Genomic DNA, 23713 nt, shown 5'->3' with positions numbered 1-23713 from the left:
GAGCTCCCGGCCGGGCCCGGCCCGCAGTCAGGGCGCGGGCGCGTCCCAGTGCTCCGACAGGGTGCCCACCGCGAGGCCCGCTTCCCTGACGCCGCGCACCAGGCCTGGCAGGGCGTCCAGGGTGGCGTGCCAGGACCCCTGTGCCGACGTCCGGTCCGTGTCGTGCAGCAGCAGTGTTCCGCCGCCCGCGAGGTCGCGTTCCACCGTCCTCACGACCGATGCGGGTGTGCAGTCGGCCGTCCAGTCCCGCCCCCACGCGCTCCACAGCACGGGCCGCAGCCCGGCGCGCGCGGCGGCGTACCAGCGTCCGCCGGTGAGGATGCCGTAGGGCGGCCGGTACCAGCGAGGGTCCTCGCCGCTCACGTGCCTGACGGTCCGCGCGGCCCGCGCGACCTCGCGGGCATCGCGTGCGGGGGCCGGCATCCAGGGACGCGAGTGGGTCCAGCCGTGCACGGCCAGCTCGTGGCCACGGCGCACCGTCTCCCGGCCGAGCTCCGGGTAGTGGGCCAGACTCTCGCCGAGCACGAAGAAGGTGGCGCGCACCGAGAGGGCGTCAAGGGCGTCGAGGAAGAGCGGTGTGCTGGCGGGGTCGGGCCCGTCGTCGAAGGTGAGTGCCACGTGCCCGGGGTGCCCGATGCCCGCGAGCCCCGGCAGCAGCCTCCTGCGCGGCCCGTGCAGCCAGGTGCCGGCGGGCAGGACGTGGGCCGCGAGGGCGAGCAGCGACGCGGCCGCGGCCGGCCCTGCCAGGTCGCGGACCGTCGTGCGCCGTCGCGCGCGGACCACTGATGCGTGCGGCTCGCGGGCGCGGGCCGCCGTTGTCCTGGTCACTTCCGGCTCGTCTCCTCTCGTGTCGCGGCACCCTCGGCCGCGTCCTCGGTGGTGTCCCAGTTCCCCGCCACCGCGGGCGAGCGCGAGAGGCCGACAGCCCCGAGGACCATCAGGCAGACGCCGAGGACCTCGGGCAGGACGTCGAGGCCTCCCATGACGCGCTCCTGGAACAGGGCCCAGCCCAGGACGACGCTCGACATGGCGTCGCCCAGGGTGAGCGCCGGCTGCGACGCGGCCAGCGACCCCGCCCGCAGGGCGCTCTGCAGCAGCAGGAAACTCAACAGCCCGACCGCGCACCCCACGTAGAGGTAGCCGGTCGTCAGCAACTGGACCCAGCCCTCCCCCAGCCTGCCCGTGACCTCCTTCATGAACGCCGCCGTCGCGGAGAACGAGACGGCCGACGCGCAGCCGAGCAGCGCAGCCCGCGGTGAGCCGCCGAACCGGCTCGCGGCAAGGAGCAGCAGGGCGATGACCGCGGCCACGCAGGCGCCGGTCGGCAGCCACCGCCCGGCGTCGGAGGTGGCGGTCCCCGCCGTGGGCGAGGCCGAGATCAGGAACGTGCCGAGGCCCACGGCGAGCATCAGGAACGACAGCCACGTCCTGCGATCGGGTGTGTGGTGGAAGACGATGCTGCCGATGACCAGGGTGAACAGGAGCTCCGTGGCGAGCAGTGGCTGCACCACCGAGAGCCGTCCGACGGCCAGCGCACCGGCCTGGCACCCTCCGGACACCACGAGCGCGGCGGTGCCGGTCAGCCAGTAGGGGCGGTGCAGCAGGTCGACCAGGCGGGCGAGCCCGGAGCGTACGGGCGACGGCGACCTCCTGCGGTCTCGGCCTCCGTCTCCGCCCTCCTCCGCGACGCTGTCCCCGCCCCCGTCCGCGTCCCCCCTCCGTTGTCCGTCCCGGTTCTCCTGGTCCTTCTGCTCGATGGCGGCGCGGCGCTGCAGCACCGAGGCACCACCGTTGGTCATCGCGGCGATCAGCGCCAGCACGACGCTGAGGGCGTTCATCTTCCGGTCGTCCCCATCCTCATCCGAACCGGGCGGCGAGCCGCCGGTAGACGGTCGGGGCGACGCCTCGGACCCTGCGCGGCCACTGGAGCCAGGCGGGTACGTACACCTCGTCCCGTCCGTGCACCAGCGCGTCCCAGACCGCGTCGGCCACCTGTTCGGCCGGCACGGGGCGCGGGCGTGCGCGCGTGTACGGGCGGCCGCGCCGCTCGAAGAACCGGGTGTCGACCACGCCGGGCACGACGTGCGTCACCCGTACGCCCGTACCCCGCAGCTCGTACCTCAGGGCGTCGGCGAAGACGCAGATCGCGGCCTTGGCCGCGGAGTAGACGGCTTCCTCCCGCACCCCGAGCGTGCCCGCGACGGACCCGACGAGCACGATGTGGCCGCGCTTCTCCGCGAGCATGTGCGGCAGGACGAGCCGCACCAGGTGCAGTACGCACGTGAGGTCGACGGAGACCACCCGGTCGACGGCGGCGGCCGGCATGGCCGCGAAGGGTCCGGCCCAGCCGACGCCGGCCCCGGCCACGAGCAGGTCGATCCGGTCGGTGGTGGCGAACGCGCTCGACACCAGCGCGCGTGCGCCGTCGGGAGAGGACAGATCGGCGGGCAGCGCGACCCCGGATGTGGCGGCGGCGACCTCGTGCAGGCGCTCGGCGTCGCGGCCGGTGACCAGCAGGTCCCAGCCGCCCGCCGCCATGCGCCGTGAGACGGCGGCCCCGATGCCGGAGGAGGCACCGGTCACCAGGGCCACCCCCGTCGACGTGCGGCGGCCGGCAGCGGTCGGAGCGGCATCCCGGTAGTCGGGACCGGGCAGAGCTCGCGTCACGACGCCCTCCTCAGACGGGTTGGCCCGGCCGCGGCGCTCAGCCACCGCACGCCGGGGACACGACGGGACCGCCCGGCCGTCGCGCTGTGGCCACTCGATCCGCGGACGACGTCGAGTTGACCGTTTTCACCGGTCGCAAACCCGCCGGGAGGACGCATCCGCCCACGGGCGGCGACCGCGGGCGTGACGCGGGACGATCGGTTTGAAGCGCCGCCGGCGCGGATACACCGGCAGGACATCGAGGCCGGGGGTGACCATGCCGTTCCTCCTCGGATACGGAGACAGTGCTCCACGCGAAGACTCCCCCGTACCCCGGGCGGGCCAATGGGGATCGGACGGCAATACCGCGTACGAAGCAGCCCGCGACGGCCGACTGGCCGAAGGCGAGGGGGAAGGACGGAGGGAGAGGGCGGATGGGGCGACGCTTCCTGGTGCTGAGCGCGAGCATGGGCTCGGGGCACGACGCGGTGGCCGCGGAACTGTCCGGACGGCTGCGCGCGCGGGGGCACGGATGCGTGCGCGTCGATGTCCTCGACCTGCTCCCCGCGGGGGTCGGCGGCGCCGTACGCACGTTCTACCGCACGGTCATCCACCATGCTCCGGCCGTATACGCGGGCATCTACGCGACGTTCTTCCGGTCGGGGGAAGGGCCGAGACCGGGCAGCAGCCCGCTCGCCACCCTGGCCGACGCGCCCCTGCTCGACATCGTCGGGCAGGGCGCTTTCGACGTCGTCGTGCCCGTCTTCCACCTGGCGGCCCAGCTGACGGGCGGGCTCCGGGCCCGCGGCCGGCTGGGCGCCGGCAGCGCCGTCGTCATCACGGATTTCGCCGCGCACCGGCAGTGGCTCCACCCGGGCAACGACCTGCATCTGTGCCTGACCCCCGGCATCGCCGACGAGGTGCGGCGGGCCGTCGGGCGTCCCGCGGCCGTGTCGGGGCCGCTCGTCGCCCGCCGCTTCCTGCGCCCGGCGGCGCACCCGTGGGCCACCGCGGCGGACGGCCGCCACCGCGTGCTCATCGCGGCGGGCGCCTGGGGCGTCGGCACGCACATCGCGCGGACCGCACGGTGGGTGGCGGGCGCCGGGTACGAGCCGGTCGTCCTGTGCGGCAGGAACGAGGAGCTGCGCCGTGAGGTCGAGCGCGTGCCGGGCGCACGCGCCGTCGGCTGGACGGACGACATGCCGGGCCTACTGGCCGGTGCGCACGCGCTCGTGGACAACGCGGCGGGGCAGACGGCGCTCGAGGCACTCGCGGCGGGCGTGCCGGTCATCGGCTACCGGCCCATCCCCGGGCACGGGCGCGAGGGTGTCAGACGCATGGCGCAGGAGGGGTTCACCGACTACGCGCGTGACTCGTGGGCGCTGGTCCGCTCGCTCGACGCCCTCACGGCGCCGGGGCCCCTGCGTGCGCGGCGCACGGCGGCCGGCCGGTCGCTGTTCGACGCCGACCCGGTGGCCCCGCTGGAGGAACTGGCCGCCCGGCACGGCGCATCACCGCGGGACGAACGGAGCCCCGCATGAACGTTTCCGCGTCGATCCGCCCCGGCACAGGCGTGGCAGTCCGCCGAGCGGGCCCACGGGCTCCCCGCCGACCGCCGCGCGACCTTGAGGACCGCGCTGCGGGTGCTCGTGCCGGCCGCCGCCGCGTTCGCCGCCGGCGGCCACCTGCGGCCTCGCGTGCCTGGCCGTCCTCGGCCCGTGGAGCCATCCCCCGGTGGCCGTCACCCGGCACGGCACGTGGACGCAGGCCGGCGCGCAGGCCCTGAGCGTCGGCGTCACCCTCCTCCTGCCGACGCTGCTCGGCGCGGGTGCCGCGCTCCTGGCGTGGGGAGGACGTCTGGTTTGCGACCGCGCTCAGGGGTTACCCATGGAGCGACGTGCCGGGGCCGCGCCCCCGCCTTTGTTGCCGACGGAGGGTGTCACGATGGCTGAGACGGGTTCGAGCGGCGTGCCGGTCGTCCTCGGGTCGGGCGGTGCCACCCTGTACGGGCCGCAGCCGGACGTCAGCGGTGCCGCCGGATACACGGACCACGCGCCGCGCATGGGGTTCTTCACCGACACCTCGGTGTGCATCGGCTGCAAGGCGTGCGAGGTCGCGTGCAAGGAGTGGAACGCCGTTCCCGAGGACGGCCTGGAACTGACCGGCATGTCCTACGACAACACCCAGGGGCTGGGCGCCGACACCTGGCGCCACGTCGCGTTCATCGAGCAGCGCAAGGCGCTCGGCGGCCAGGAGCCCGGCGTCGACCACAGCGACGTCGACATCTTCGCGGCGGCCGGCAGCCTCGGCGTCTCCCCGGCCTCCCCAGGACCCGGGGCGACCACCCCGCCGCCGGACGCGGCGACCTCGGCCGCGCCGGCCGGCGAGATCTCGCCGATCGCCCCCGACGGGCGGACCGAGCTGCGCTGGCTGATGTCTTCGGACGTGTGCAAGCACTGCACCCACGCGGCCTGCCTCGACGTCTGCCCGACCGGATCCCTGTTCCGCACGGAGTTCGGCACGGTCGTGGTGCAGGAGGACATCTGCAACGGCTGCGGCTACTGCGTGCCCGCCTGCCCCTACGGCGTCATCGACCAGCGCAAGGACGACGGCCGCGTGTGGAAGTGCACGCTGTGCTACGACCGCCTGGGCGTCGGCATGGAGCCCGCCTGCGCGAAGGCGTGCCCCACGGACTCCATCCAGTTCGGGCCCCTCGACGACTTGCGCGAGCGCGCCGCCGCCCGCGTCGGCCGGTTGCACGACGCGGGCGTCGCCGACGCTCGGCTGTACGGCGAGGACCCGGGCGACGGCGTCGGCGGTGACGGCGCCTTCTTCCTCCTGCTCGACCGGCCCGAGGTGTACGGCCTGCCGCCCGACCCCGTCGTGACGACGCGTGACCTGCCTCGGATGTGGCGCTGTGCGGGCGCCGCGGCCCTGACCCTGGCCGCGGGCGCGGCCGCCTGCTTCCTCCGGAGGTCCCGATGAGCCGCTCGGACGTGACGCGCGAGGGCGTGAAGGGCGCGAGCCCGGGCAGGGAGGCGCTGACGGGCAAGGCCGCCGGGCGGCACAGGCGCCGCAGGCGCGGCGGCGAGGAACCCATGGTGCCGAAGGCGAAGTTCTCCTCGTACTACGGCAAGCCCGTGCTCAACAAGCCCACCTGGAAGCCGATGGACATCGCCGGCTACCTGTTCCTCGGCGGCCTGGCGGGCGGTTCGTCGGCGCTGGCGGCCGGCGCCCAGGCCACCGGGCGGCCGGGGCTCGCTCGCGCCGCCAAGGCCGGTGCCTTCGGGGCGATCTCCCTGTCGCTCGCGGCGCTCGTCCACGACCTGGGGCGGCCTGCCCGCTTCCTCAACATGCTCAGGGTGTTCAAGCCGACGTCCCCGATGAGCGTGGGTTCCTGGCTGCTCAGCGGCTATGCGCCGCTGGCCGCCGCCGCCACCGCCTCCGACCTGACGGGCAGGCTGCGGCCCGTGGGCACCGCGGCGACGGCGGGCGCGGCGGCGCTCGGCCCCGCGGTGGCCGCGTACACCGCGGTGCTGCTGGCGGACACGGCCGCGCCGTCGTGGCACGAGGGCTACCGCGAACTGCCGTTCGCCTTCGTCGGCTCGGGCGCGAGCGCCGCCGGCGGCCTCGGCATGCTGGCCGCGCGGGTCGGCGAGGCGGGCCCCGCACGGCGCATGGCCGCCTTCGGCACGGCCCTCGAACTGGCCGCGATTCAGGTGATGAAGCAGCGGATGGGGATCGCCTCCGAGACCTTCGAGCAGGGCAAGGCCGGCCGGCTGATGCACGCTTCGGAGGCGCTGAGCGGCGCCGGGGCCGTGCTGGCGCTGACGGCCGGACGCCGCAGCCGCGTCGCCGCGGCGGCCGCGGGCACGGCGCTGCTCTGCGGCTCGGCCGCGCTGCGCTTCGGCGTCTTCCACGCGGGGGTCGCTTCCACGGAGGACCCCAAGTACGTGGTGGTGCCGCAGCGCGAGCGCCTTGACGAGGCCGAAAGGCAGCGGGCCGAGCGGGCGGGAGGCGCCTGAGATGCCCACGCGCGAACAGGTCATGCGACTGCTGGACTCCCGGCTCGGCTACGAGGAGGCCGCCCGCCGTCTCGGGGTGCCCGCAGGGCAGGCGTACATGATCGCCACCGGGCTGCCCGCCGACGGCGGCGGCAGTCCCAGGCCGGCCGGGAACCCCGCTTCACCGACGGCGGCGGTGGTCGCGCGGTGGCTCAAGCAACGGGCCGCCGACGACAAGCCCATGCGCCGCGCGGCAGCGCGCAGGCAGAACGAGGAGCAGTGACATGGGAATCCGCACCTGGATCGACTCGTGGCCCACTTACCGGCAGCTGAGCGGCGACGACCCGCTGGGGCGCGGCGCGGCGGCCAAGAGCAGGCGCAGCGACACCCTGAAGCCCCGCGTGGCGACGGCCGACAAGGTCGTCAAGTCGATCTGTCCCTACTGCGCCGTGGGCTGCGGCCAGAACGTCTACGTGCAAGGCGGCAAGGTCACGCAGATCGAGGGCGATCCCGACTCGCCGGTCTCACGCGGCCGGCTGTGCCCCAAGGGCTCGGCCAGCCTGCAGCTGACGACCGGTTCCGCCCGCGAGCACCGGGTGCTCTACCGCAGGCCGTACGGGACCGAGTGGGAGAGCCTGCACCTGGACACGGCGATGGAGATGATCGCCGACCGCGTCGTCAAGGCGCGGCGGGAGGGCTGGCAGTGGGAGGCCGACGGGGTGCGCACCCGGCGGACGCTGGGCATCGCGAGCCTGGGCGGCGCCACGCTGGACAACGAGGAGAACTACCTCATCAAGAAGTTGTTCACGGCGATGGGCGCGGTGCAGATCGAGAACCAGGCGCGTGTTTGACACTCCTCCACCGTCCCCAGTCTGGGGACCTCGTTCGGCCGCGGCGGCGCGACCACCTTCCAGCAGGACCTGCAGAACTCCGACTGCATCGTCATCCAGGGCTCGAACATGGCGGAGTGCCATCCGGTCGGGTTCCAGTGGGTGATGGAGGCCAAGGCGCGCGGCGCCAAGGTCATCCACGTCGACCCGCGCTTCACGCGTACGAGCGCCCTGGCCGACGTGCACGTGCCGCTGCGCGCGGGAAGTGACATCGCGTTCCTCGGCGCGATCATCAACTACGTGCTGGAGCGGGACAAGTACTTCCGCGACTACGTCGTCGCGTACACCAACGCGCCGACGATCCTGGGCGAGGACTTCAAGGACACGGAGGACCTGGACGGCCTCTTCTCCGGTTTCGACCCGGACAGCGGCTCGTACGACAACGGCACGTGGCATTACGAGGGCGTGGAGGTGCAGGCGGCCTCCGGCCAGCGGGACCAGGAGTACGAGCGGCGCACGAGGTCGGGCAGCTCCGTGGCCGAGGCGGGCCTCGGGGAGGCCACCGGATCCGGCGGTGCGCCGATCGGCGAGGGCGAGCCGGAGCGCGACGAGACGCTCACCCACCCCCGGTGCGTGTTCCAGGTGCTCAAGCGCCACTTCGCGCGGTACACGCCGGAGATGGTGCGGCAGGTCTGCGGCGTGCCCGAGGAGCAGTTCCGCCAGGTGTGCGAGCTGGTGACGAGCAACTCCGGGCGCGACCGCACGACGGCGTTCGCCTACGCGGTGGGCTGGACGCAGCACACGGTCGGCGTCCAGTACATCCGGACGGCGGCCATCCTGCAGTCCCTGCTGGGCAACATCGGCCGGCCGGGCGGCGGCATCCTCGCCCTGCGCGGGCACGCCTCCATCCAGGGCTCCACCGACATCCCCACCCTGTTCAACCTGCTGCCCGGCTACATCCCGATGCCGCACGCCCACCGGCAGCAGGACCTGGACGCCTTCGTGCGGGCGGAGGCCGCGGAGAAGGGCTACTGGGGCAACATGCGGGCGTACGCGGTGAGCCTGCTCAAGGCCTACTACGGCGCGGCGGCGACGGAGGACAACGACTTCTGCTTCGACTACCTGCCGCGGCTGACGGGCTCGCACAGCACGTACGAGACCGTCATGGCGCAGATCGAGGGCACCTGCAAGGGGTACTTCCTCGTCGGGCAGAACCCGGCGGTCGGCTCGTCCAACGCCAAGATGCAGCGTCTGGGCATGGCGAACCTGGACTGGCTGGTGGTGCGCGACTTCTCGCTCATCGAATCCGCCACCTGGTGGAAGGACGGGCCGGAGATCGGGACGGGCGAGATGCGGACGGAGGACATCGCCACCGAGGTGTTCTTCATGCCCGCCGCCGCCCACACCGAGAAGGACGGCTCGTTCACCAACACCCAGCGCATGCTGCAGTGGCACCACCAGGCCGTCGAACCGCCCGGTGACGCCCGCAGCGACCTGTGGTTCACGTACCACCTCGGCCGCCTGATCAGAGAGAAGCTCGCGGGTTCCACCGACGGGATGGACCGCCCGCTGCTCGACGTGACGTGGGACTACCCGACGAGGGGCGAGATCGACGAGCCCGAGGCCGAGGCCGTGCTGGCCGAGATCAACGGCTACGACGCCGAGGGGAACCCGCTGTCGTCGTACGAGCAGCTGGAGGGCGACGGCTCGACGGCCTGCGGCTGCTGGATCTACTGCGGGGTGTACGCGGACGGCGTCAACCAGGCGTCCCGGCGCAGGCCGGGCAACGAGCAGAACTGGGTGGCGAACGAGTGGGGCTGGGCGTGGCCGGCCAACCGGCGCATCCTGTACAACCGCGCGTCCGCCGACCCGGACGGCAAGCCGTGGAGCGAGCGCAAGGCCCTGGTGTGGTGGGACGCGGAGCAGGAGCAGTGGGTGGGGCACGACGTGCCCGACTTCTCCGCGGGCAAGGCGCCCGACCACCGGCCGCCCGAGGGGGCGACGGGACCCGCGGCACTGTCCGGCACCGACGCGTTCGTCATGCAGGCGGACGGGAAGGCGTGGCTCTACGTGCCGGCCGGCCTGACCGACGGGCCGCTGCCCGCGCACTACGAGCCGCAGGACTCGCCGTTCCCGAACCTGCTGTACGGGCAGCAGCGCAACCCGGCACGCCAGTTGCTCTCGCACCCGGACAACCGCTACCAGCCGAGCGCCAACGAGCCGGGCTCCGAGGTGTTCCCGTACGTGATGACGACGTACCGGCTCACCGAGCACCACACGGCGGGCGGCATGTCACGCTGGCAGCCCTACCTGGCCGAGCTCCAGCCCGAGTTCTTCTGCGAGGTCTCCCCCGAGCTCGCCGCGGAGCGCGGGCTCGAGCACGCGGGATGGGCGACCGTGGTCACCGCCCGGGGTGTCGTGGAGGCGCGGGTCCTGGTCACCGACCGGATGGCGCCGCTCGTGGTGCAGGGCCGCACCATGCACCAGGTGGGCCTGCCGTACCACTGGGGGCCCAACGGCTACACGAAGGGCGACGCCGCCAACGAGCTGACGCACATGTCGCTCGACCCCAACACACACATCCAGGAGTCGAAGGCCCTGACCTGCGACATTCGCCCCGGCAGGCGGCCGCAGGGCGCGGCGGCGGCAGAGTTCGTCCGGGGCTACCGCAGGCGGGCCGGGATCACGGAGGAGACGGGCACGCAGTAGCTTGCTCAGCGGATCACCAGCGGGGCGCCCGACGCGGGCACCAGCTCGCCGATGACGGGCGCCCCCGGCACCTCGCCCGCCACGAGCAGGCCGCCGGATGTCTGCGCGTCGGCGAGCAGCAGCCGCGTCTCCTCGTCCGCCTGCCCGAAGTCGGTGTGCGGCGCGACCCAGGCCAGGTTGCGCCGGGTGCCGCCGCTGACGAAGCCGCCCCGCACCGCTTCCCGCGCGCCGTCGAGGTACGGCACGGCCGACGCGTCGATCACCGCTGTGACGCCCGAGGCGCGCGCCAGCTTGTAGGCGTGCCCCAGCAGCCCGAACCCCGTCACGTCCGTGGCGCACACGGCGCCCGTGCGCAGCGCGGCGGCCGACGCGTCCCCGTTGAGCGCCACCATGGTGGCGACCGCCTCGGGGAAGACCTCGCCCGTGGCCTTGTGACGGTTGTTCAGCACGCCGAGGCCGAGCGGCTTGGTCAAGGAGAGCGGCAGGCCCGGGCGTCCGCGGTCGTTGCGCAGCAGCCGCCCGGGGTCCGCGATGCCGGTGACGGCCATGCCGTACTTCGGTTCGGGGTCGTCGACGCTGTGGCCGCCCCCCACGTGGCAGCCGGCCTCGGCGGCGATGTCGAGCCCGCCGCGCAGCAACTCCCTTGCCAGGTCGAACGGCAGTACGTCGCGCGGCCAGGCGAGCAGGTTCACCGTCACCACCGGCTGCCCGCCCATGGCGTAGACGTCGGAGAAGGCGTTGGCGGCGGCGATCCTGCCCCAGTCGTAGGGATCGTCCACGACGGGTGTGAAGAAGTCCGCGGTGGCGAGGACGGCGGTGCCGCCACGCAGCCGCACGGCGGCGGCGTCGTCGCCGCTTTCGAGGCCGACGAGGAGTTCCGCGGCCGCCCCGGTCGCGGGCGCGCCGACGAGTCCGGCGACCATGTCCTCAAGCTCGCCCGGCGGGATCTTGCAGGCGCAGCCGCCGCCGTGCGCGTACTGCGTCAGGCGGACGGGGCCCGCCGCGGCCCCCGGCCCGGCCCCCGGTGCTGCCTGCCCTGCCTGCTCGACGGTGTCCATGGCGCTCCTCACATGTCGCGGGCGGCTGACTGAACACACCGCCGGGCGTACGTCGACATCGGTGTCCTGCTGCGGTTTGATGGACCGGTCCGCACCCGCCGGGTGATTCGGCGGGCGGGGGCGGGGAGGCGTAGGGGTGCCTGGTGGCCCTCCCGGTCTTCAAAACCGAGGTGTCCGAGGATCTCGGGCAGGCGGGTTCGATTCCCGTCCGTCTCCGCTGAAGCTTCCGCGGCGGTTCCAGCGGGAGGGAAGGCCTTCGCGCGCCCTCTCACCGCGGTTCCTGCCCGTCGGCCCCCGTCCCGGCGCAGCGCCTGCGGGTCTCGTCGACGCGGACGGTGTGCCCTTTCCTGTCGAGGTGTTCGAGCAGCGGGACGGCCACCCTGCGTGTCGTGTCGAGGGCGATGCGCGCCTGACTGAGCGTGAAGGGCTGTTCCAGCCCGGCGAGCAGGCGCGCCGCGCGCGCGTCGGCGCCGGGCAGCAGCACGATGCCGTCGGCGACCTTCAGCAGGACGCCGGCGGCGGCCGCTGCGGCCATCGCCTTCTGCGTCAGGCCCAGTTCGGCGAGGCGTTTGGCCTCGGGCGACCGGTAGGGCCGCTCGGCCAGTTCGGCGTGCACGGCGTCCACGGCCCGCCGCACGGCCTCGGGCAGCTCGGCGCGTGCCGCGCCGATGTGGAGGCGTCCGCCGCGGCGCCGCAGGGCGGGTTCAGCACGGGCGGCGACCAGCGCGTCGACGAGCAGCCGGTCCGGCAGGCCGAGTGCGCGCCTCGCGGCCTCCGCGGGCATCCCCGGTTCGAGGGGGTTTCGCCGTGCGTGGTCCTGTACGGCCGCCGCGAGCCGCCGCCGCAGCCGCGCCCAGTGCCCGGGGTCGGCGAGCCAGTCCCCGGCCACCGGCTCGGCGGCCATCGTTCGTGCGGTCACCGGCGCGCCCATGGCGGCCAGTTCGCCGCGCCGGAGCAGGCCCCGGCGGCGCAGCTCGTCCGCGGGGTCGGGCGTTCCCGTCATCGCGGCCAGCTCGGTGGCTCTGGCCCTGGCCGCCCCGCGCCGCGTGAACCGGGGCGGTCTCACGTCGAGGACGGTGATGCCGGCGGCGACCCGCCGCAGCCCCGGGTCGCGCAGCAGGCCCCGGTCGCCGATCCGCAGCGGCAGTTCGGCGGCGAGCGAAAGCCGTGCCGTGTCGTCGCCGATCGGGCGCACGCCTGCCTCGACGGCGGCCGAGCCGAAGTGGAACGTGAGGCGGCGGGGCAGCTCGGCCTCCGGATCGCCGTGCAGGCGCACGTCGGCCACGTCAGTGGTGAGCCAGCGCTCCGGGGTGAGCAGGGCGCTGCCACGGCCGAGGCCGCCGGTGTCCCCGTGCAGGTTGACGGCGACCCGGGCGACGGCGCCCGCCTCGGTCCTGTCCTCCTTCAGCGATTGCATGCCGCGCACCCGTACCTGGTGGCCGCCTGCGCCCGCGACGCTCAGGCGGTCCCCGACGCGCAGGGTCCCGGCCCCGAGCGTGCCGGTGACGACGGTGCCCCGGCCGCGGACGGTGAAGGCGCGGTCGATCCAGAAGCGGACGTCGGCTTCGGTGTCGGGCGCGGGCAGCGATGCCGTCAGCCGGTCGAGCGCCGACCGCAGTTCCGCCATGCCTCGGCCCGTAACGGCGCTCACCGGGACCGCCTCGACGTCGCCGAGCGAGGTGGCGGCGATGCGGGCCAGCGCGTCGCCCCGCACCGCCGCAGGGTCCGCGAGGTCGCTGCGCGAGACGGCGAGTACGCCGTGGCGCACGCCCAGCGCGTGCAGGACCGACAGGTGCTCCTCCGACTGGGGCTGCCACCCCTGGTCGGCCGCGACGACCAGCAGCACCGCCGGTACGGGGCCGACCCCGGCCAGCATGTTGCCGACAAGACGCTCGTGGCCGGGCACGTCGACGAAGGCGATGCGGTCGCCGTCCGCCGACCGCGTCCAGGCGAAGCCCAGGTCGATCGTCATGCCCCGCCTGCGCTCCTCCGCCCAGCGGTCGGGCTCCATCCCGGTGAGCGCGCGCACCAGCGCCGACTTGCCGTGGTCCACATGGCCGGCGGTGGCGATGACGTACATGGGGTTCACCGCGCCCGCGTGCCGGTGGTCGCGGCGGACGTGAGGGCCGTGCCGGCTGCCCTCACGGCGTCCGCCAGGGCCGTGTCGGCCTCCGGAGGGACGGTGCGCAGGTCCAGCAGGCACCGGCCGCTCTCCACGCGTCCCAGCACGGCGTACCGGCCGCCGCGCAGCGCCGCCGCATACGGTTCCGGCAGTGACACCGCCGCGCTCGGCAGGGTGACCCCCGGCGCGCCGCCACCGCCGACCGCGGCCTCGCAGTCGACCGCACGCGCGTCGATCCCCTCCGCCTTCAGCCCGTCCGCCAGTCGTCCGGCACGCTCCCGCAGGGTGCCTGGGGCGGCGTGCAGGGCCTGATGGGTGGGGGTGTGCGGGCCGCGCAGGGTGGCTTCGAGCGCGGCGAACGTCAGCTTGTCGACGCGCAGCGCACGGGCCAGCGGGTGGCGGGCGAGCGTACGCACCAGGTCGGTGCGGCCGAGTACGAGGCCGCACTGGGGTCCGCCGAGCAGCTTGTCGCCACTGGCGGTGACCACGTCGGCGCCCGCTTCCAGCCGGCCTTGTGCGTGCGGTTCGTCCGGCAGCAGCGGTTCCGCCCGCAGCAGCCCGGATCCGATGTCGGCGACGACGGGCACTCCGAGCCCGCGAAGCTCGCCGACGTCGGCGCCCCTGGTGAAGCCGGTGATGCGGAAGTTGGACGGGTGCACCTTGAGGATGAAGCCGGTCTCGGGACCCACGGCCGCCGCGTAGTCGGCGCGCGTGGTGCGGTTGGTGGTGCCCACCTCGCGAAGCCGGGCGCCCGTGGACACCAGCAGGTCGGGGATGCGGAAGCCGTCGCCGATCTCGACCATCTCCCCCCGGCTGACGATGATCTCCTTGCCCGCGGCGAGAGAGGTCGCGGCCAGCACGAGCGCCGCGGCCCCGTTGTTCACCACGTGCGCCGCCTCCGCTGCCGGTACCGCCGCCGTGAGGGCGGCGAGCGCCGAGCGGCCTCGCCCCGACCGCTGCCCGGTGGCCAGGTCGAGTTCGACGTCGGTGGTGCCCGAGGCAGCCGCCAGCGCCGCCATGGCGGCGCCGGACAGGGGGGCGCGTCCCAGGTTGGTGTGCAGCAGCACGCCGGTGGCGTTGACGACCGGACGCAGCCGCGCGGCCGTGTCCGGCAGGGCGGCGACGGCCGCGTCGGCCAGCGCGCCTGGCGCGATCTCCCCGCTGCGCACCCGCTGCTGGGCGTCGGCGACGACGGACTTCACCAGGTCCCGCCCGAGCCGCAGGGCGGCGCCGGCCAGCCGTGGATCGGCGAGTACCGCGTCGGTGCGTGCCACCAGGCGCCGCGGATCCGTGGCGACCGCGGATGCACGGTGCTCCATGACATGCCCTCCCTGACTCCACCGGCTCCGCGTACCCGTGCGAGTGGGCGGGACCGTGTACGTCCGCCCCGACGGGAAGCCGCCTGCGCGCCCCACACACTAGGCGCGCTGTCGGCGCCGCGGGCGGTGCCGCGTCGGACAGCGCACCGACTGCCCCGGGACGGCGGCGCCAACCCTCCCGCACGCCGGCGCCGCCACGGCCGGACTGCGGCCGTTTCGGTCGCCGGGACATGGGAACCCGGCGGCGCATGATCGGATCCATCCTGCGTGGCTGCGTCGCGGGGGCCGCGGGCACGACCGTGCTGAACGCCGTGACCTACGCCGACATGGCCGTGCGCGGAAGGCCGGCGAGCTCCACCCCCGAGGACACGGTGGAGAGGATCACCGAACGTGCGGGGCACCCCCTGCCGGACACGGACGGCCGGGACAACCGGCTCACGGGCCTCGGCGCCCTTTCGGGGATCGCCATCGGCACGGGGACCGGCGTCGCCGTGTCGCTGCTCCACCGGGCCGGGCTCCGGCCACCCCTCGTGCTCGGGGGCGTGATCACCGGGCTGCTGGCCATGGTGGCCGACGACCTGCCGATGACGCGTCTCGGCATCACCGACCCGCGCACCTGGTCGGGACGGGACTGGGCGTCCGACGTCGTACCGCACATCCTGTACGGCCTGGCCACCTACGGAGCTGTCGCCTCGTCGGCGCGCGCCGCGTGACCCGGGCGGCCCGTGGCACGGCATCCCGGGCCGGCTTTGCCGCTGGGCTCGTGCCGCCTCTCGTTTTCGGGGCGGCGACCGGCGCGGCCTTCGCGGGACGCGGGGGCGGTGGCGCTCGAAGATGTCGCCGCCACGTCCCTGGCGGGCCCGGTCTCGACGGTGACGGGCGCCGGCTCGGCGGGTCCGGGTCGGCGGCCGGGCAGCGGCGGGCACACGGCACCCGCACGGCCTACGCCGCACAGTGTCGCCGTACGGCGCCGCCGCGACGGAAGGAACGTCATGGACTGGCAGAACTACGTGACACGGCCGGCATCCTGGTGGTCCACGGGCAGCACGTCGAGACGCTCGCGCCCACCGACGCGGCGGTCGTCCAGTCGGACGAACTCCAGGAGGCCGACGGCGAGGGCCCGTGTTTCGACGCGGTCCGGCACATGGGGGACGAGCGCGTCCTCCGCATCTGCGACCTCGACGACCACCAGCCACGGCGGCCCCGCTACGTCCCCGACGCGCGGCAACCGGGCATCGGCAGCATGACGGGGCTTCCCCCCCTGCGCGCAGGAGCGTGCCTTCGGCGCGCTGAACATGTACTCGCGCAAGCCGGCTGCCTTCACCGAAGAGAGCGAGACGGCCGGCCGCCACACCATCGGCGCGGCGATGGGCATCATCATGGAGCGCTACGCCAAGATGCGCGACCTGGCCCGGCAGGTCTGCGAGACCGGCGCCCTCGACGTCTGACCCGGCAGGGAAAGCGAGGCGGTCATGGAAGACGGAGAAGACGAATACGACGTTGACGCGGCCCTCCAGGCCGCGCTCGACCGGCTGACGCTGCTCAACCAGGCGGCGGCGGTGCTCTCCAGCACCCTCGACGCGGTCGAGGGGCTGCGCCGCCTGTGCCGGGTGCTGGTCCCGGCGCTGGCCGACTGGTGTGTCGCCGACCTGATGGACGAGGAGGGCCGGCTGGACCGCGTCTGCGTGGCGCACCACGACCCCGCCGCCGTGCTGACCGGCCTGACGGGCGCGCTGCCGGTGGCGGCAGGCACCGCGTCCGGGCCGCTGTCGCGGGTGCTGCGCGGCGCGGGCCCGCTGCTGCTTTCCGCCGATCGGATGCCCGCGCCCGAGACGGTTCCCGACGCTCTGCACGCGATCGACATCGACCTGTTCGAACGGCTGGGCGGCGAGACGCTGATCGTGGCGCCGCTGCGGGCCCGCCGACGGGTGCTCGGGGCGCTGACCGTGGTCCGCGACGCGGGTCGTCCACCGCTCACCGAGAGCGACCTGGCGCTGGTGGACGACCTGACCCACCGGATCGCTCTGGCCGTGGACAACGCGCGGCTGCACACCGAGACGCAGGCGATCGCCGCGCGCATGCAGCGCTCGCTGCTGCCGCCCGTGCTGCCGGTCGTGGGCGGCCTCGGGATCGCGGCGCGCTACGCACCGGCCGCAGCCACCGCGCAGGTCGGCGGGGACTGGTACGACAGCTTCGTCCTCCCGCAGGGGGACACCACGCTGATCATCGGCGACGTGACGGGCCACGACCTGCGGGCGGCCGTGACGATGAGCCAGCTGCGGAACATGCTGCGCGGCATCGCGTGCGACCGGCAGGAGCCGCCGGGCAAGATCCTCGCCCGCCTGGACACCGCCGCCAGCGCCCTCTACCCGAACCAGACGGCGACGTGCGTCTACGGGCTGCTCAAGGGACCGGTGGGCGGCCCGTACGAGCTGGACTGGGCGCGCGCGGGGCACCCGCCGCCGCTCCTGATCACGCCCGACGGCGACACCTCCTACCTGGAGGACGCCCACGGCATGCTCCTCGGCGTCGACCCGCACGTCGAGCGGCAGAGCGCCAACACGCCGCTGCCCCCTGGCGGCACCCTGCTCCTGTACACGGACGGGCTGATCGAGCGCCGGGGCGAATCCCTGGACCAGAGCCTGACCCGGCTGCGCCAGCACGCCGCCGCGCTCGTCCACCACGACCTGGACGTGCTCTGCGACGAGCTGCTCACGGGCCTGGCCGCCGACTCCCACGACGACATCGCGCTGCTGGCCCTGCGCCTGCCTGCCGCTCAGGAGCCGGCATCGTAGGCGGCGAGCGCCTCGGCTCGGCTCGCGTGCACGGCGAACAGCTCGTGGCCACCGCCGCTGAGCGCGAGCAGGCGTTCCACCTGCACCGGCGGCGCGGCGAGCGCCAGCCGCCCGCCCGTCTCCCCCACGCGCCGCCGCACGCGCAGCAGCGCGTTGAAGCCGGAGGAGTCACAGAACCCCACCTCCGCCAGGTCGAGGATCAGGTCCTGGTGGGCGGCCAGCGCCGCGCTGACGCGTGTGTGCAGGTCACCGGCGGTGGCGATGTCGAGTTCCCCGGCCACCGCCGCCACCGCGAGGCGGCCGTGCTCCTCGACGATCTCCACCCGCAGTTCCTCAGTCATCACGCACTCCTCGGCTCGGGCCCGACGTGGGTACGGCGTACCCACAAGCGCGCCGTCCAGCACGCCGCGGGCCTCCTTTGTGCCCGCCCGACCCGGTGCGACGGGGCGGGGCCGGGACCGGACGTTCACCCAGTGGTCGTGTGTGCGGTCTTCCGTTTCCGGGTCTACGCGCGCAGAGTATCCCCGCAGAGCTCATTCCCCCGCCCCACACGGAGGTTGACGGATGCTCCGATCGCGCAGGTCCCGCCTGCTGATGGCCGCGGCGGCGACGTCGCTCGGCCTGCTCGCCGCGGGTTCGCTCACCACCGCCCAGGCCGCCACGGCTCCGGCCGCCCCCGCCCCCGCCGCGGCCGCCACGCACCGCGTGCTCTTCGACAACACCGAGGCCGAGACGGCGGGCAACGCCGACTGGGTCATCAGCACCAGCCAGCCGGACCCGCTCGGCGAGAACGCGTCGCCGTCCCGGGAGACGGACTGGACGGGCGCCCTGTCGTCCTGGGGGGTCGCGCTCCAGCGCGCGGGCGGCTACACGCTCGACACCCTCCCGTCCGGCTCGACCATCACCTACGGCGGCTCTGGCGCGCTCGACCTGAAGAACTTCGACACGTTCGTGCTGCCGGAGCCGAACATCCGCCTCACCAGCGCGGAGAAGTCCGCGATCATGAAGTTCGTGCAGAACGGCGGCGGCCTCTTCCTGATCTCCGACCACACGGGCAGCGACCGCAACAACGACGGGTACGACTCGCCCAAGGTCATCAACGACCTGATGACGGACAACGGCGTCGACGACACCGACCCGTTCGGCTTCTCCGTGGACTCCGTGGACATCGGCTCCGGCACCCCGCGCGCCATCAGCGACAGCTCGGACCCGGTGCTGAACGGCCCCTTCGGCAAGGTCACGGGCTCCACCATCGCCGACGGCACGACGTTCACGCTGAAGCCGGGCGACAACCCGGACGTCAAGGGCCTGGTGTGGAAGGCGGGCGCCGACACCTCGGGCACCACCGGCGCCTTCTTCGTGACCAGCACGTTCGGCAGCGGCCGTGTGGCTGTCTGGGGCGACAGCTCGCCGATCGACGACGGCACGGGCCACCCGGGCGACAACCTCTACGACGGCTGGAACGACACGGGCGGCACCAACGCGGCGCTCGCCCTCAACGCCACCGCCTGGCTCTCGGGCGACGGTTCCTCGGGCGGCACGAATCCGCCTCCCGGCGGCGGGCAGGGGTGCGACGCCGGCCAGCTCCTGGCCAACCCGGGCTTCGAGTCGGGCAGCACCGGCTGGTCCGCCTCCGACAAGGTGATCTCGTCCGATCCGGCCGAGGCGCCGCGCTCCGGCTCCGCCATGGCCTGGCTCGACGGGTACGGGCGGGCGACCACCAACACGCTGTCCCAGACGGTGTCGCTCCCCGCCGGCTGCACGGCGACGCTCGGCTACTGGCTGCACATCGACACGGCGGAGACCGGCACCACCCCCTACGACACCATGAAGGTGCAGGTGCTCGGCTCGTCCGGTGCTGTGCTCGCCACGGTGGGCAGCTGGTCCAACACGGACGCGATGAGCGGGTACCAGCAGCACACCGCCGACCTGAGCGCGTACGCGGGGCAGGACGTCACGCTGCGGTTCACCGCCACGGAGGGGTCGAAGCTGCAGACGTCCTTCGTCGTGGACGACACGTCGCTCACGGTCGGCTGAGGCCCTCCGCACGCTCCGCCGTGCCCACCGCCGCTTCGGACCGCGTTCGCGCGGTCCGAGGCGTTACGGTGAGGTCGGGTACGTAGCGCGGTGTACGAAGGAGGACGCCTCGTGCCGATGACCGACGCGCCCCCGCCGCTGCCCGGTGTGCTCGGCGACATCGCGCCCCTCCTCGACCACTGGGGCTACCTGGCCGTCGGCGGGCTGCTGTTCGTCGAGGACTTCGGGATCCCCGTGCCCGGCGAGACGATCCTCATCGCGGCCTCGGTGTACGCGGGCGCGGGCCGTCTGAGCTGGGCGCTCGTGATCGTGGTCGCGGTCCTCGCCGCGGTGCTCGGGGACAACGTCGGCTACGCGATCGGGCGCTTCGGCGGGCACCGGCTCGTCGACCGCTACGGGACGTACGTGCTGCTGACGCCGGCGCGGGTGCGCAAGGCCGAGGACTTCTTCAAGCGGCACGGCGGCAAGATCGTCACCATCGCGCGCTTCGTGGACGGCCTGCGCCAGGCCAACGGGATCATCGCCGGCATGACGCTGATGCCCTGGCCGCGGTTCCTGGCGTTCAACGTGCTCGGTGCGGCGCTGTGGGTGGGCGCGTGGTCCACGGTGGGCTACTTCGCCGGCCGGCACCTGGACACGCTCTACCCGCAGATCCAGCGCTACGAGCTGGTGCTCGCGGGGGTGGTCGTCGCCGTGATCGCCTTCATGGTCTTCCGCCACCTGCGCCGCCGCGGGCGCGCGCACCAGGAGGACACGGGACAACAGGAGGACACGGGGCAGAAGGACACGGGGACCGACGGCTGAACGGGCCCCCGTCCGCTCCGCCCCGGGCGCGACGCGACGCCGCGCCCGGGGCTGAGGTGACCGGCGGTCAGCCGACGGTCGTCGTGATCTGCCCCGCGCCGCTCTCGCCCAGCCAGTCCGACCACGACAGGTTGTAGTCGGCGTAGCCGTTGTCGCCCTTGGCCTTGCCGCGCGGCGAGCCCGTGACGGTGACCGGGTCGCCGGCCTTGACGTAGTTGTAGAACCACTTCGCGTCGGCCATCGACAGGTGGACGCAGCCGTGCGAACCGTAGCCGTGGCCGGGGTACGGGTCGCCGGTCGAGTAGTGGATGTACGTGCCCGACGTCGTGAGGTGCACATCCCACGGCAGCGTGATGTCGTAGTAGTTCGGCGACCCCTTCGTGCAGCTGATGCCGACGCTGCACGACGTCATGTGGACCTTCTTGGCCTTGTCGATCACGGCCATGGTGCCGTCCCACGTCGGGAACTTCGGGTTGCCCGCGTCGATCGCCAGCGTACGGACCTTCGCGCCGTTCTTCGTGACGGTCATCGTGTGGCCCTTGACCGACACCTTGGCCTCCACGTCGTCGCCGATCGTGAAGGAGTGCTGGTAGCCGTGGACGCCCACGCGGCCGTTGCCGTTCTTCACGCCCGTCATGTCGGCGTCGAGGCTGACCTTCGTGCCGCTCGGCCAGTAGTTCTCGGGCCTGAAGTCGACGCGCGTGTCGCTGAACCAGTGCCACGCCCCGGTGACCGCCGTGGACGTGGTGATCTTGAGGTGCTTCTCCACGTCGGCCCGCGCCGACTTCGCGACGGGGTTGCTGAAGACGACCGAGATCGGCTGCGCCACGCCCACCGTGCCGCCGCGCGGGACGATCGTGTCGAGCAGCATCGGCGGCGCCGCCGGCTTCGACGGGCTCGGCTTCGCGTCGGGCGTCGCCTTCGCGGTGCTCGCGGACCCCGCCTTGTTGTCGGAGGCCGAGGTCTTCGCGTCCGCGTTGCCTCCGCACGCGCTCACCCCGACCAGTACGGCACCGGTCAGCAGCGCCATTCCGATGCTGCTCCTGCGGCGGCCTATGCCCACGCCCATACCTCAGCTCCCGCTCACACCACGTGTGTTGTCACAAGTCCGACATCAGATTGGACGTGGTTGACCGCGCGGCAGTTCCCGCCTGCGGGCAAAGCGACGACAAAGACGGGCGCGAGGGGTGTGACATACGCGACTGTTGTGCTATCAGCGCGCGAGCGCGTGCCATCCGGGGTTGGGGACGACGGTCAGGACTGCGGAGACGAGGACGACGACGGCGAGGACGGTGACCTCCAGATACGCCTCACGGCCGGCCCTGCCGGTGCGCCGCAGCCTGCGGCGCGCGCCGAGCGCGAGGGCGCTCGCGGCGCCCACGAGCGCCAGTTTGACGAGCAGGACTCTCCCGTACGCGCTGGTGAGTGCCACCTCGAAGGGCAGCTTGCGCAGCGCGGACGCGGTGCCTGTCGCGGCAAGCGCGGCCGGCAGCCAGCCGGCACGCCGGGCGTAGCGGGACAGGACGGCCTTCGCGTACGGGCGGTCGCCGCGGGCGGTGAAAAGGACGCGCAGGACGTGGAGCAGGCCGCCCGCCCACAGGGAGGCCGCGGTGAGGTGCACGACGGTGAGGGCCGCGCCGATGAGGGGCGTCGACTGCTCGGGGTGGGCGCGCAGGGCCTCGGCGCCGAGGACGGCGGCGAGCGGGGCGAGCGCCCAGCCGGGTCGGCCGATTGCGGCGCATCCGGCGGCGAGCAGGAAGCCGTTGGCCATGACGAGCAGGAGCCGCCCCTGGACGGTGCTGTACGCGGAGGCCGCGTTCAGGCCGCTGACGCCGCACAGCAGCAGGAGTTGGCCCGCACAGGCGCCGGCGCCCACGAGCGAGGCGACGGCGGACAGGGGGCGCGGCGCCGGGCGCGGCCGGTCCGCGTGTGACGGGGCGCGGGCGAAGCGCGCGCCGGCGAGTTCGCCGAGGTGGACGGCGAGTGCGGCGAAGACGATCGCACGCAGCAGCGTCGTCGTGCCGGCCGCGTGGACGGGCAGTTCGCCCGTGCCGTGGGTGGCGGCCGCGACGCCGAGCAGGGCGATGAGCGCCGCCGCCACGACGGCGGGTGCGGCGAGCCACGCGGTACGGGTGGCGCCCCGGCGCTCGTCGGGCAGGGCCGCGTCTGCTGAGGGTCCCGGAAGGCTCACCGGCCGATCATCTCCGCGCACGGAGCGCGGCGCAGCGCGAGCGCGCCATCCGGCGGACCGGCATCCGGCGCGGTGGCGCGCCGGCGCCGCGCCGGATGCCGGGGAGGTCAGGCGTCCTTGCGGGAGGCGACGAACTCCTCGAAACTGAGCAGCCCGTCGCCGTTGGCGTCGTGGGCGTTGATGACCGTCTGGGCGATGGACTCGGTGACGTGGTGGTCGCCGAGCTGCGCCATGAGGCTCTTGTACTCCGCCGCGGTGATGAATCCGTCGCCGTTCGCGTCGAACCTGTCGAACGCCTTGCGCGTCTCGTCGATGTCCGCCACTGCTTCAGCCCCATTCTGGTCGGGTCGTTGACGCGCCCAGATTATCGGCCCGGACTCACCCGTTCGGCGGGGCGGGTCCGCGCATTCGGGGGTGCGTCCGCGCGTTCAGCGGTCCTGGAGACGCATCTCGAACCAGGTGCTCTTGCCGCGGGGCAGCAGGTCCACACCCCAGCGGTCGGCCAGCTTGTCGACGAGGAACAGGCCGCGGCCGCCCGCGTCCATCGGCTGCACGGGCATCAGGCAGGGCAGGCCGCGTGAGGGATCGCGCACCTCGATCCTGATCCAGCCTCTGCGGCGCAGCATCCGCAGGCCGAAGACCCGGGCGCCCGCGTGCTGCACGGCGTTGCCGACGAGTTCGGAGACGAGCAGCACGGCGTGCTCGGCCAACTGCGGGGACAGCGACCAGTGGCGCCGCACGACCGCGTGGGTGATGCGGCGGGCGACGGCCGCGGACTCGGGCAGGGATGACAGGCACACCTCGTCCTCCGCCGGATTGCCGAACAGTTCGAGCGCCTTGAGCGCGTGTTCGTCCTCGACGGCCGGCGCCGGCCGCACGGCGACCGCGCCGCCGAGTCGTCGTGGCCGCTCCACTTTCTCCAGACTCGCCATGCCCTCCATCATGGCCGTCCGCGGGGCGCCGTGGGGGCGTTCCGCGGGAATCCACCCCCGGAACGCGGGATTCCGTGCAATTGCATCGGCATATGCCAAAGGCAGGCTGTCAGTCATGACATCCCGGCTGACCTGGGCTTAGTAGCCGATTTATGCAATGGAACCACCCGATCAGATGATCGCCTTAAGTTCCGTTTAAGACGGCGAGGCCCCGCCCGGCAGGTGGTGCGAGCCGGAACGGGGCCTCGGGGAACGATGCCGGAAAA

The 23713-nt window shown here is 73.7% G+C and carries 22 protein-coding genes and 1 tRNA gene; 11 read left to right on the top strand and 12 right to left on the bottom strand.

The window, feature by feature from the left end; genetic code table 11:
- Positions 1–27: 27 nt before the first annotated feature.
- The 3 genes from IH48_RS0106140 to IH48_RS0106130 form a co-directional block, all read right to left on the bottom strand.
- Positions 28–747 (bottom strand): polysaccharide deacetylase family protein, encoded by a 720-nt coding sequence (locus IH48_RS0106140; RefSeq protein WP_037841143.1) that lies wholly within the window; start codon positions 745–747, stop codon positions 28–30.
- Positions 748–824: 77 nt separating this feature from the next.
- Positions 825–1838 (bottom strand): DMT family transporter, encoded by a 1014-nt coding sequence (locus IH48_RS0106135; RefSeq protein ID WP_030900131.1) that lies wholly within the window; start codon positions 1836–1838, stop codon positions 825–827.
- 19 nt (positions 1839–1857) lie between these two features.
- Positions 1858–2667 carry an SDR family NAD(P)-dependent oxidoreductase gene (locus IH48_RS0106130; RefSeq protein ID WP_030900128.1) on the bottom strand — a complete coding sequence of 270 codons (810 nt, stop codon included), beginning with the start codon at positions 2665–2667 and terminating at the stop codon, positions 1858–1860.
- A gap of 413 nt (positions 2668–3080) precedes the next feature.
- Here IH48_RS0106130 and IH48_RS0106125 point away from each other — a divergent pair, with 413 nt between their 5' ends.
- The 5 genes from IH48_RS0106125 to fdh all read left to right on the top strand — a co-directional run bounded on the left by IH48_RS0106125 (position 3081) and on the right by fdh (position 10189).
- Positions 3081–4187 carry an MGDG synthase family glycosyltransferase gene (locus IH48_RS0106125; RefSeq protein WP_030900126.1) on the top strand — a complete coding sequence of 369 codons (1107 nt, stop codon included), beginning with the start codon at positions 3081–3083 and terminating at the stop codon, positions 4185–4187.
- Between the two features lie 403 nt (positions 4188–4590).
- On the top strand, positions 4591–5631 hold the full coding sequence (locus IH48_RS0106120; RefSeq protein ID WP_051839253.1) for a 4Fe-4S dicluster domain-containing protein: 1041 nt from the start codon (positions 4591–4593) through the stop codon (positions 5629–5631).
- Positions 5628–6671: an NrfD/PsrC family molybdoenzyme membrane anchor subunit gene (gene nrfD, locus IH48_RS0106115; protein WP_107059246.1), complete on the top strand. Its 1044-nt coding sequence runs from the start codon at positions 5628–5630 to the stop codon at positions 6669–6671. The genes IH48_RS0106120 and nrfD overlap by 4 nt, the downstream gene beginning before the upstream one ends.
- A gap of 1 nt (position 6672) precedes the next feature.
- Positions 6673–6933, top strand: coding sequence for a hypothetical protein (locus IH48_RS0106110; protein ID WP_051839251.1), 261 nt, complete (start codon positions 6673–6675; stop codon positions 6931–6933).
- 1 nt (position 6934) lies between these two features.
- Positions 6935–10189 carry a formate dehydrogenase gene (gene fdh / locus IH48_RS0106100; RefSeq protein ID WP_158710255.1) on the top strand — a complete coding sequence of 1085 codons (3255 nt, stop codon included), beginning with the start codon at positions 6935–6937 and terminating at the stop codon, positions 10187–10189.
- Positions 10190–10194: 5 nt separating this feature from the next.
- Here fdh and selD read toward each other — a convergent pair whose 3' ends face one another.
- Positions 10195–11247, bottom strand: a complete 1053-nt coding sequence (gene selD / locus IH48_RS0106095; protein ID WP_037841066.1) for a selenide, water dikinase SelD — start codon at positions 11245–11247, stop codon at positions 10195–10197.
- A 124-nt stretch (positions 11248–11371) separates the two neighbouring features.
- Between selD and IH48_RS36160 the strand changes: the two genes are divergently transcribed.
- Positions 11372–11465, top strand: a tRNA-Sec gene (locus tag IH48_RS36160).
- A 50-nt stretch (positions 11466–11515) separates the two neighbouring features.
- On the opposite strand, the gene selB is transcribed toward IH48_RS36160, so the two are convergent.
- Together selB and selA are read right to left on the bottom strand one after the other, a co-directional pair.
- Positions 11516–13327, bottom strand: coding sequence for a selenocysteine-specific translation elongation factor (selB, locus tag IH48_RS0106090; RefSeq protein ID WP_030900110.1), 1812 nt, complete (start codon positions 13325–13327; stop codon positions 11516–11518).
- A gap of 5 nt (positions 13328–13332) precedes the next feature.
- Positions 13333–14688, bottom strand: coding sequence for an L-seryl-tRNA(Sec) selenium transferase (gene selA / locus IH48_RS0106085; RefSeq protein WP_030900107.1), 1356 nt, complete (start codon positions 14686–14688; stop codon positions 13333–13335).
- A 248-nt stretch (positions 14689–14936) separates the two neighbouring features.
- Here selA and IH48_RS0106080 point away from each other — a divergent pair, with 248 nt between their 5' ends.
- Positions 14937–15401, top strand: a complete 465-nt coding sequence (locus tag IH48_RS0106080) for a hypothetical protein (protein WP_030900106.1) — start codon at positions 14937–14939, stop codon at positions 15399–15401.
- Positions 15402–15694: 293 nt separating this feature from the next.
- On the opposite strand, the gene IH48_RS34285 is transcribed toward IH48_RS0106080, so the two are convergent.
- Positions 15695–15916, bottom strand: a complete 222-nt coding sequence (locus tag IH48_RS34285; RefSeq protein WP_158710254.1) for a hypothetical protein — start codon at positions 15914–15916, stop codon at positions 15695–15697.
- Between the two features lie 67 nt (positions 15917–15983).
- On the opposite strand from IH48_RS34285, the gene IH48_RS36155 reads away from it, so the two are divergent.
- A complete protein-coding gene (locus IH48_RS36155) occupies positions 15984–16136 on the top strand; it encodes a hypothetical protein (RefSeq protein WP_158710253.1) in 153 nt (50 codons plus the stop codon).
- A gap of 24 nt (positions 16137–16160) precedes the next feature.
- Complete coding sequence (locus IH48_RS0106070) at positions 16161–17483, top strand: PP2C family protein-serine/threonine phosphatase (RefSeq protein ID WP_037841065.1); 1323 nt, start codon at positions 16161–16163, stop codon at positions 17481–17483.
- On the opposite strand, the gene IH48_RS0106065 is transcribed toward IH48_RS0106070, so the two are convergent.
- Positions 17465–17824, bottom strand: coding sequence for an STAS domain-containing protein (locus IH48_RS0106065; RefSeq protein WP_030900099.1), 360 nt, complete (start codon positions 17822–17824; stop codon positions 17465–17467). The genes IH48_RS0106070 and IH48_RS0106065 overlap by 19 nt on opposite strands.
- A 223-nt stretch (positions 17825–18047) precedes the next feature.
- Between IH48_RS0106065 and IH48_RS0106060 the strand changes: the two genes are divergently transcribed.
- Complete coding sequence (locus tag IH48_RS0106060; RefSeq protein ID WP_030900097.1) at positions 18048–19520, top strand: hypothetical protein; 1473 nt, start codon at positions 18048–18050, stop codon at positions 19518–19520.
- Between the two features lie 117 nt (positions 19521–19637).
- Positions 19638–20324 (top strand): DedA family protein, encoded by a 687-nt coding sequence (locus tag IH48_RS0106055; RefSeq protein ID WP_051839247.1) that lies wholly within the window; start codon positions 19638–19640, stop codon positions 20322–20324.
- 67 nt (positions 20325–20391) lie between these two features.
- On the opposite strand, the gene IH48_RS0106050 is transcribed toward IH48_RS0106055, so the two are convergent.
- From IH48_RS0106050 to IH48_RS0106035, 4 genes are all read right to left on the bottom strand, one after another.
- A complete protein-coding gene (locus IH48_RS0106050; RefSeq protein WP_030900094.1) occupies positions 20392–21393 on the bottom strand; it encodes a L,D-transpeptidase in 1002 nt (333 codons plus the stop codon).
- A gap of 144 nt (positions 21394–21537) precedes the next feature.
- On the bottom strand, positions 21538–22515 hold the full coding sequence (locus IH48_RS0106045) for a CopD family protein (protein ID WP_234434144.1): 978 nt from the start codon (positions 22513–22515) through the stop codon (positions 21538–21540).
- Between the two features lie 107 nt (positions 22516–22622).
- Positions 22623–22838: an EF-hand domain-containing protein gene (locus tag IH48_RS0106040; protein ID WP_030900089.1), complete on the bottom strand. Its 216-nt coding sequence runs from the start codon at positions 22836–22838 to the stop codon at positions 22623–22625.
- A 105-nt stretch (positions 22839–22943) separates the two neighbouring features.
- Entirely contained in the window at positions 22944–23447 is a 504-nt protein-coding gene (locus tag IH48_RS0106035) for an ATP-binding protein (protein WP_107059253.1), read from the bottom strand.
- Between the last annotated feature and the right edge of the window lie 266 nt (positions 23448–23713).

Source organism: Streptomyces sp. NRRL F-5126, from assembly GCF_000721265.1.
Classification (GTDB): domain Bacteria; phylum Actinomycetota; class Actinomycetes; order Streptomycetales; family Streptomycetaceae; genus Streptomyces.
The sequence above is the reverse complement of the archived record's forward strand: the minus strand, read 5'-3'. Positions and strand labels throughout refer to the sequence as shown.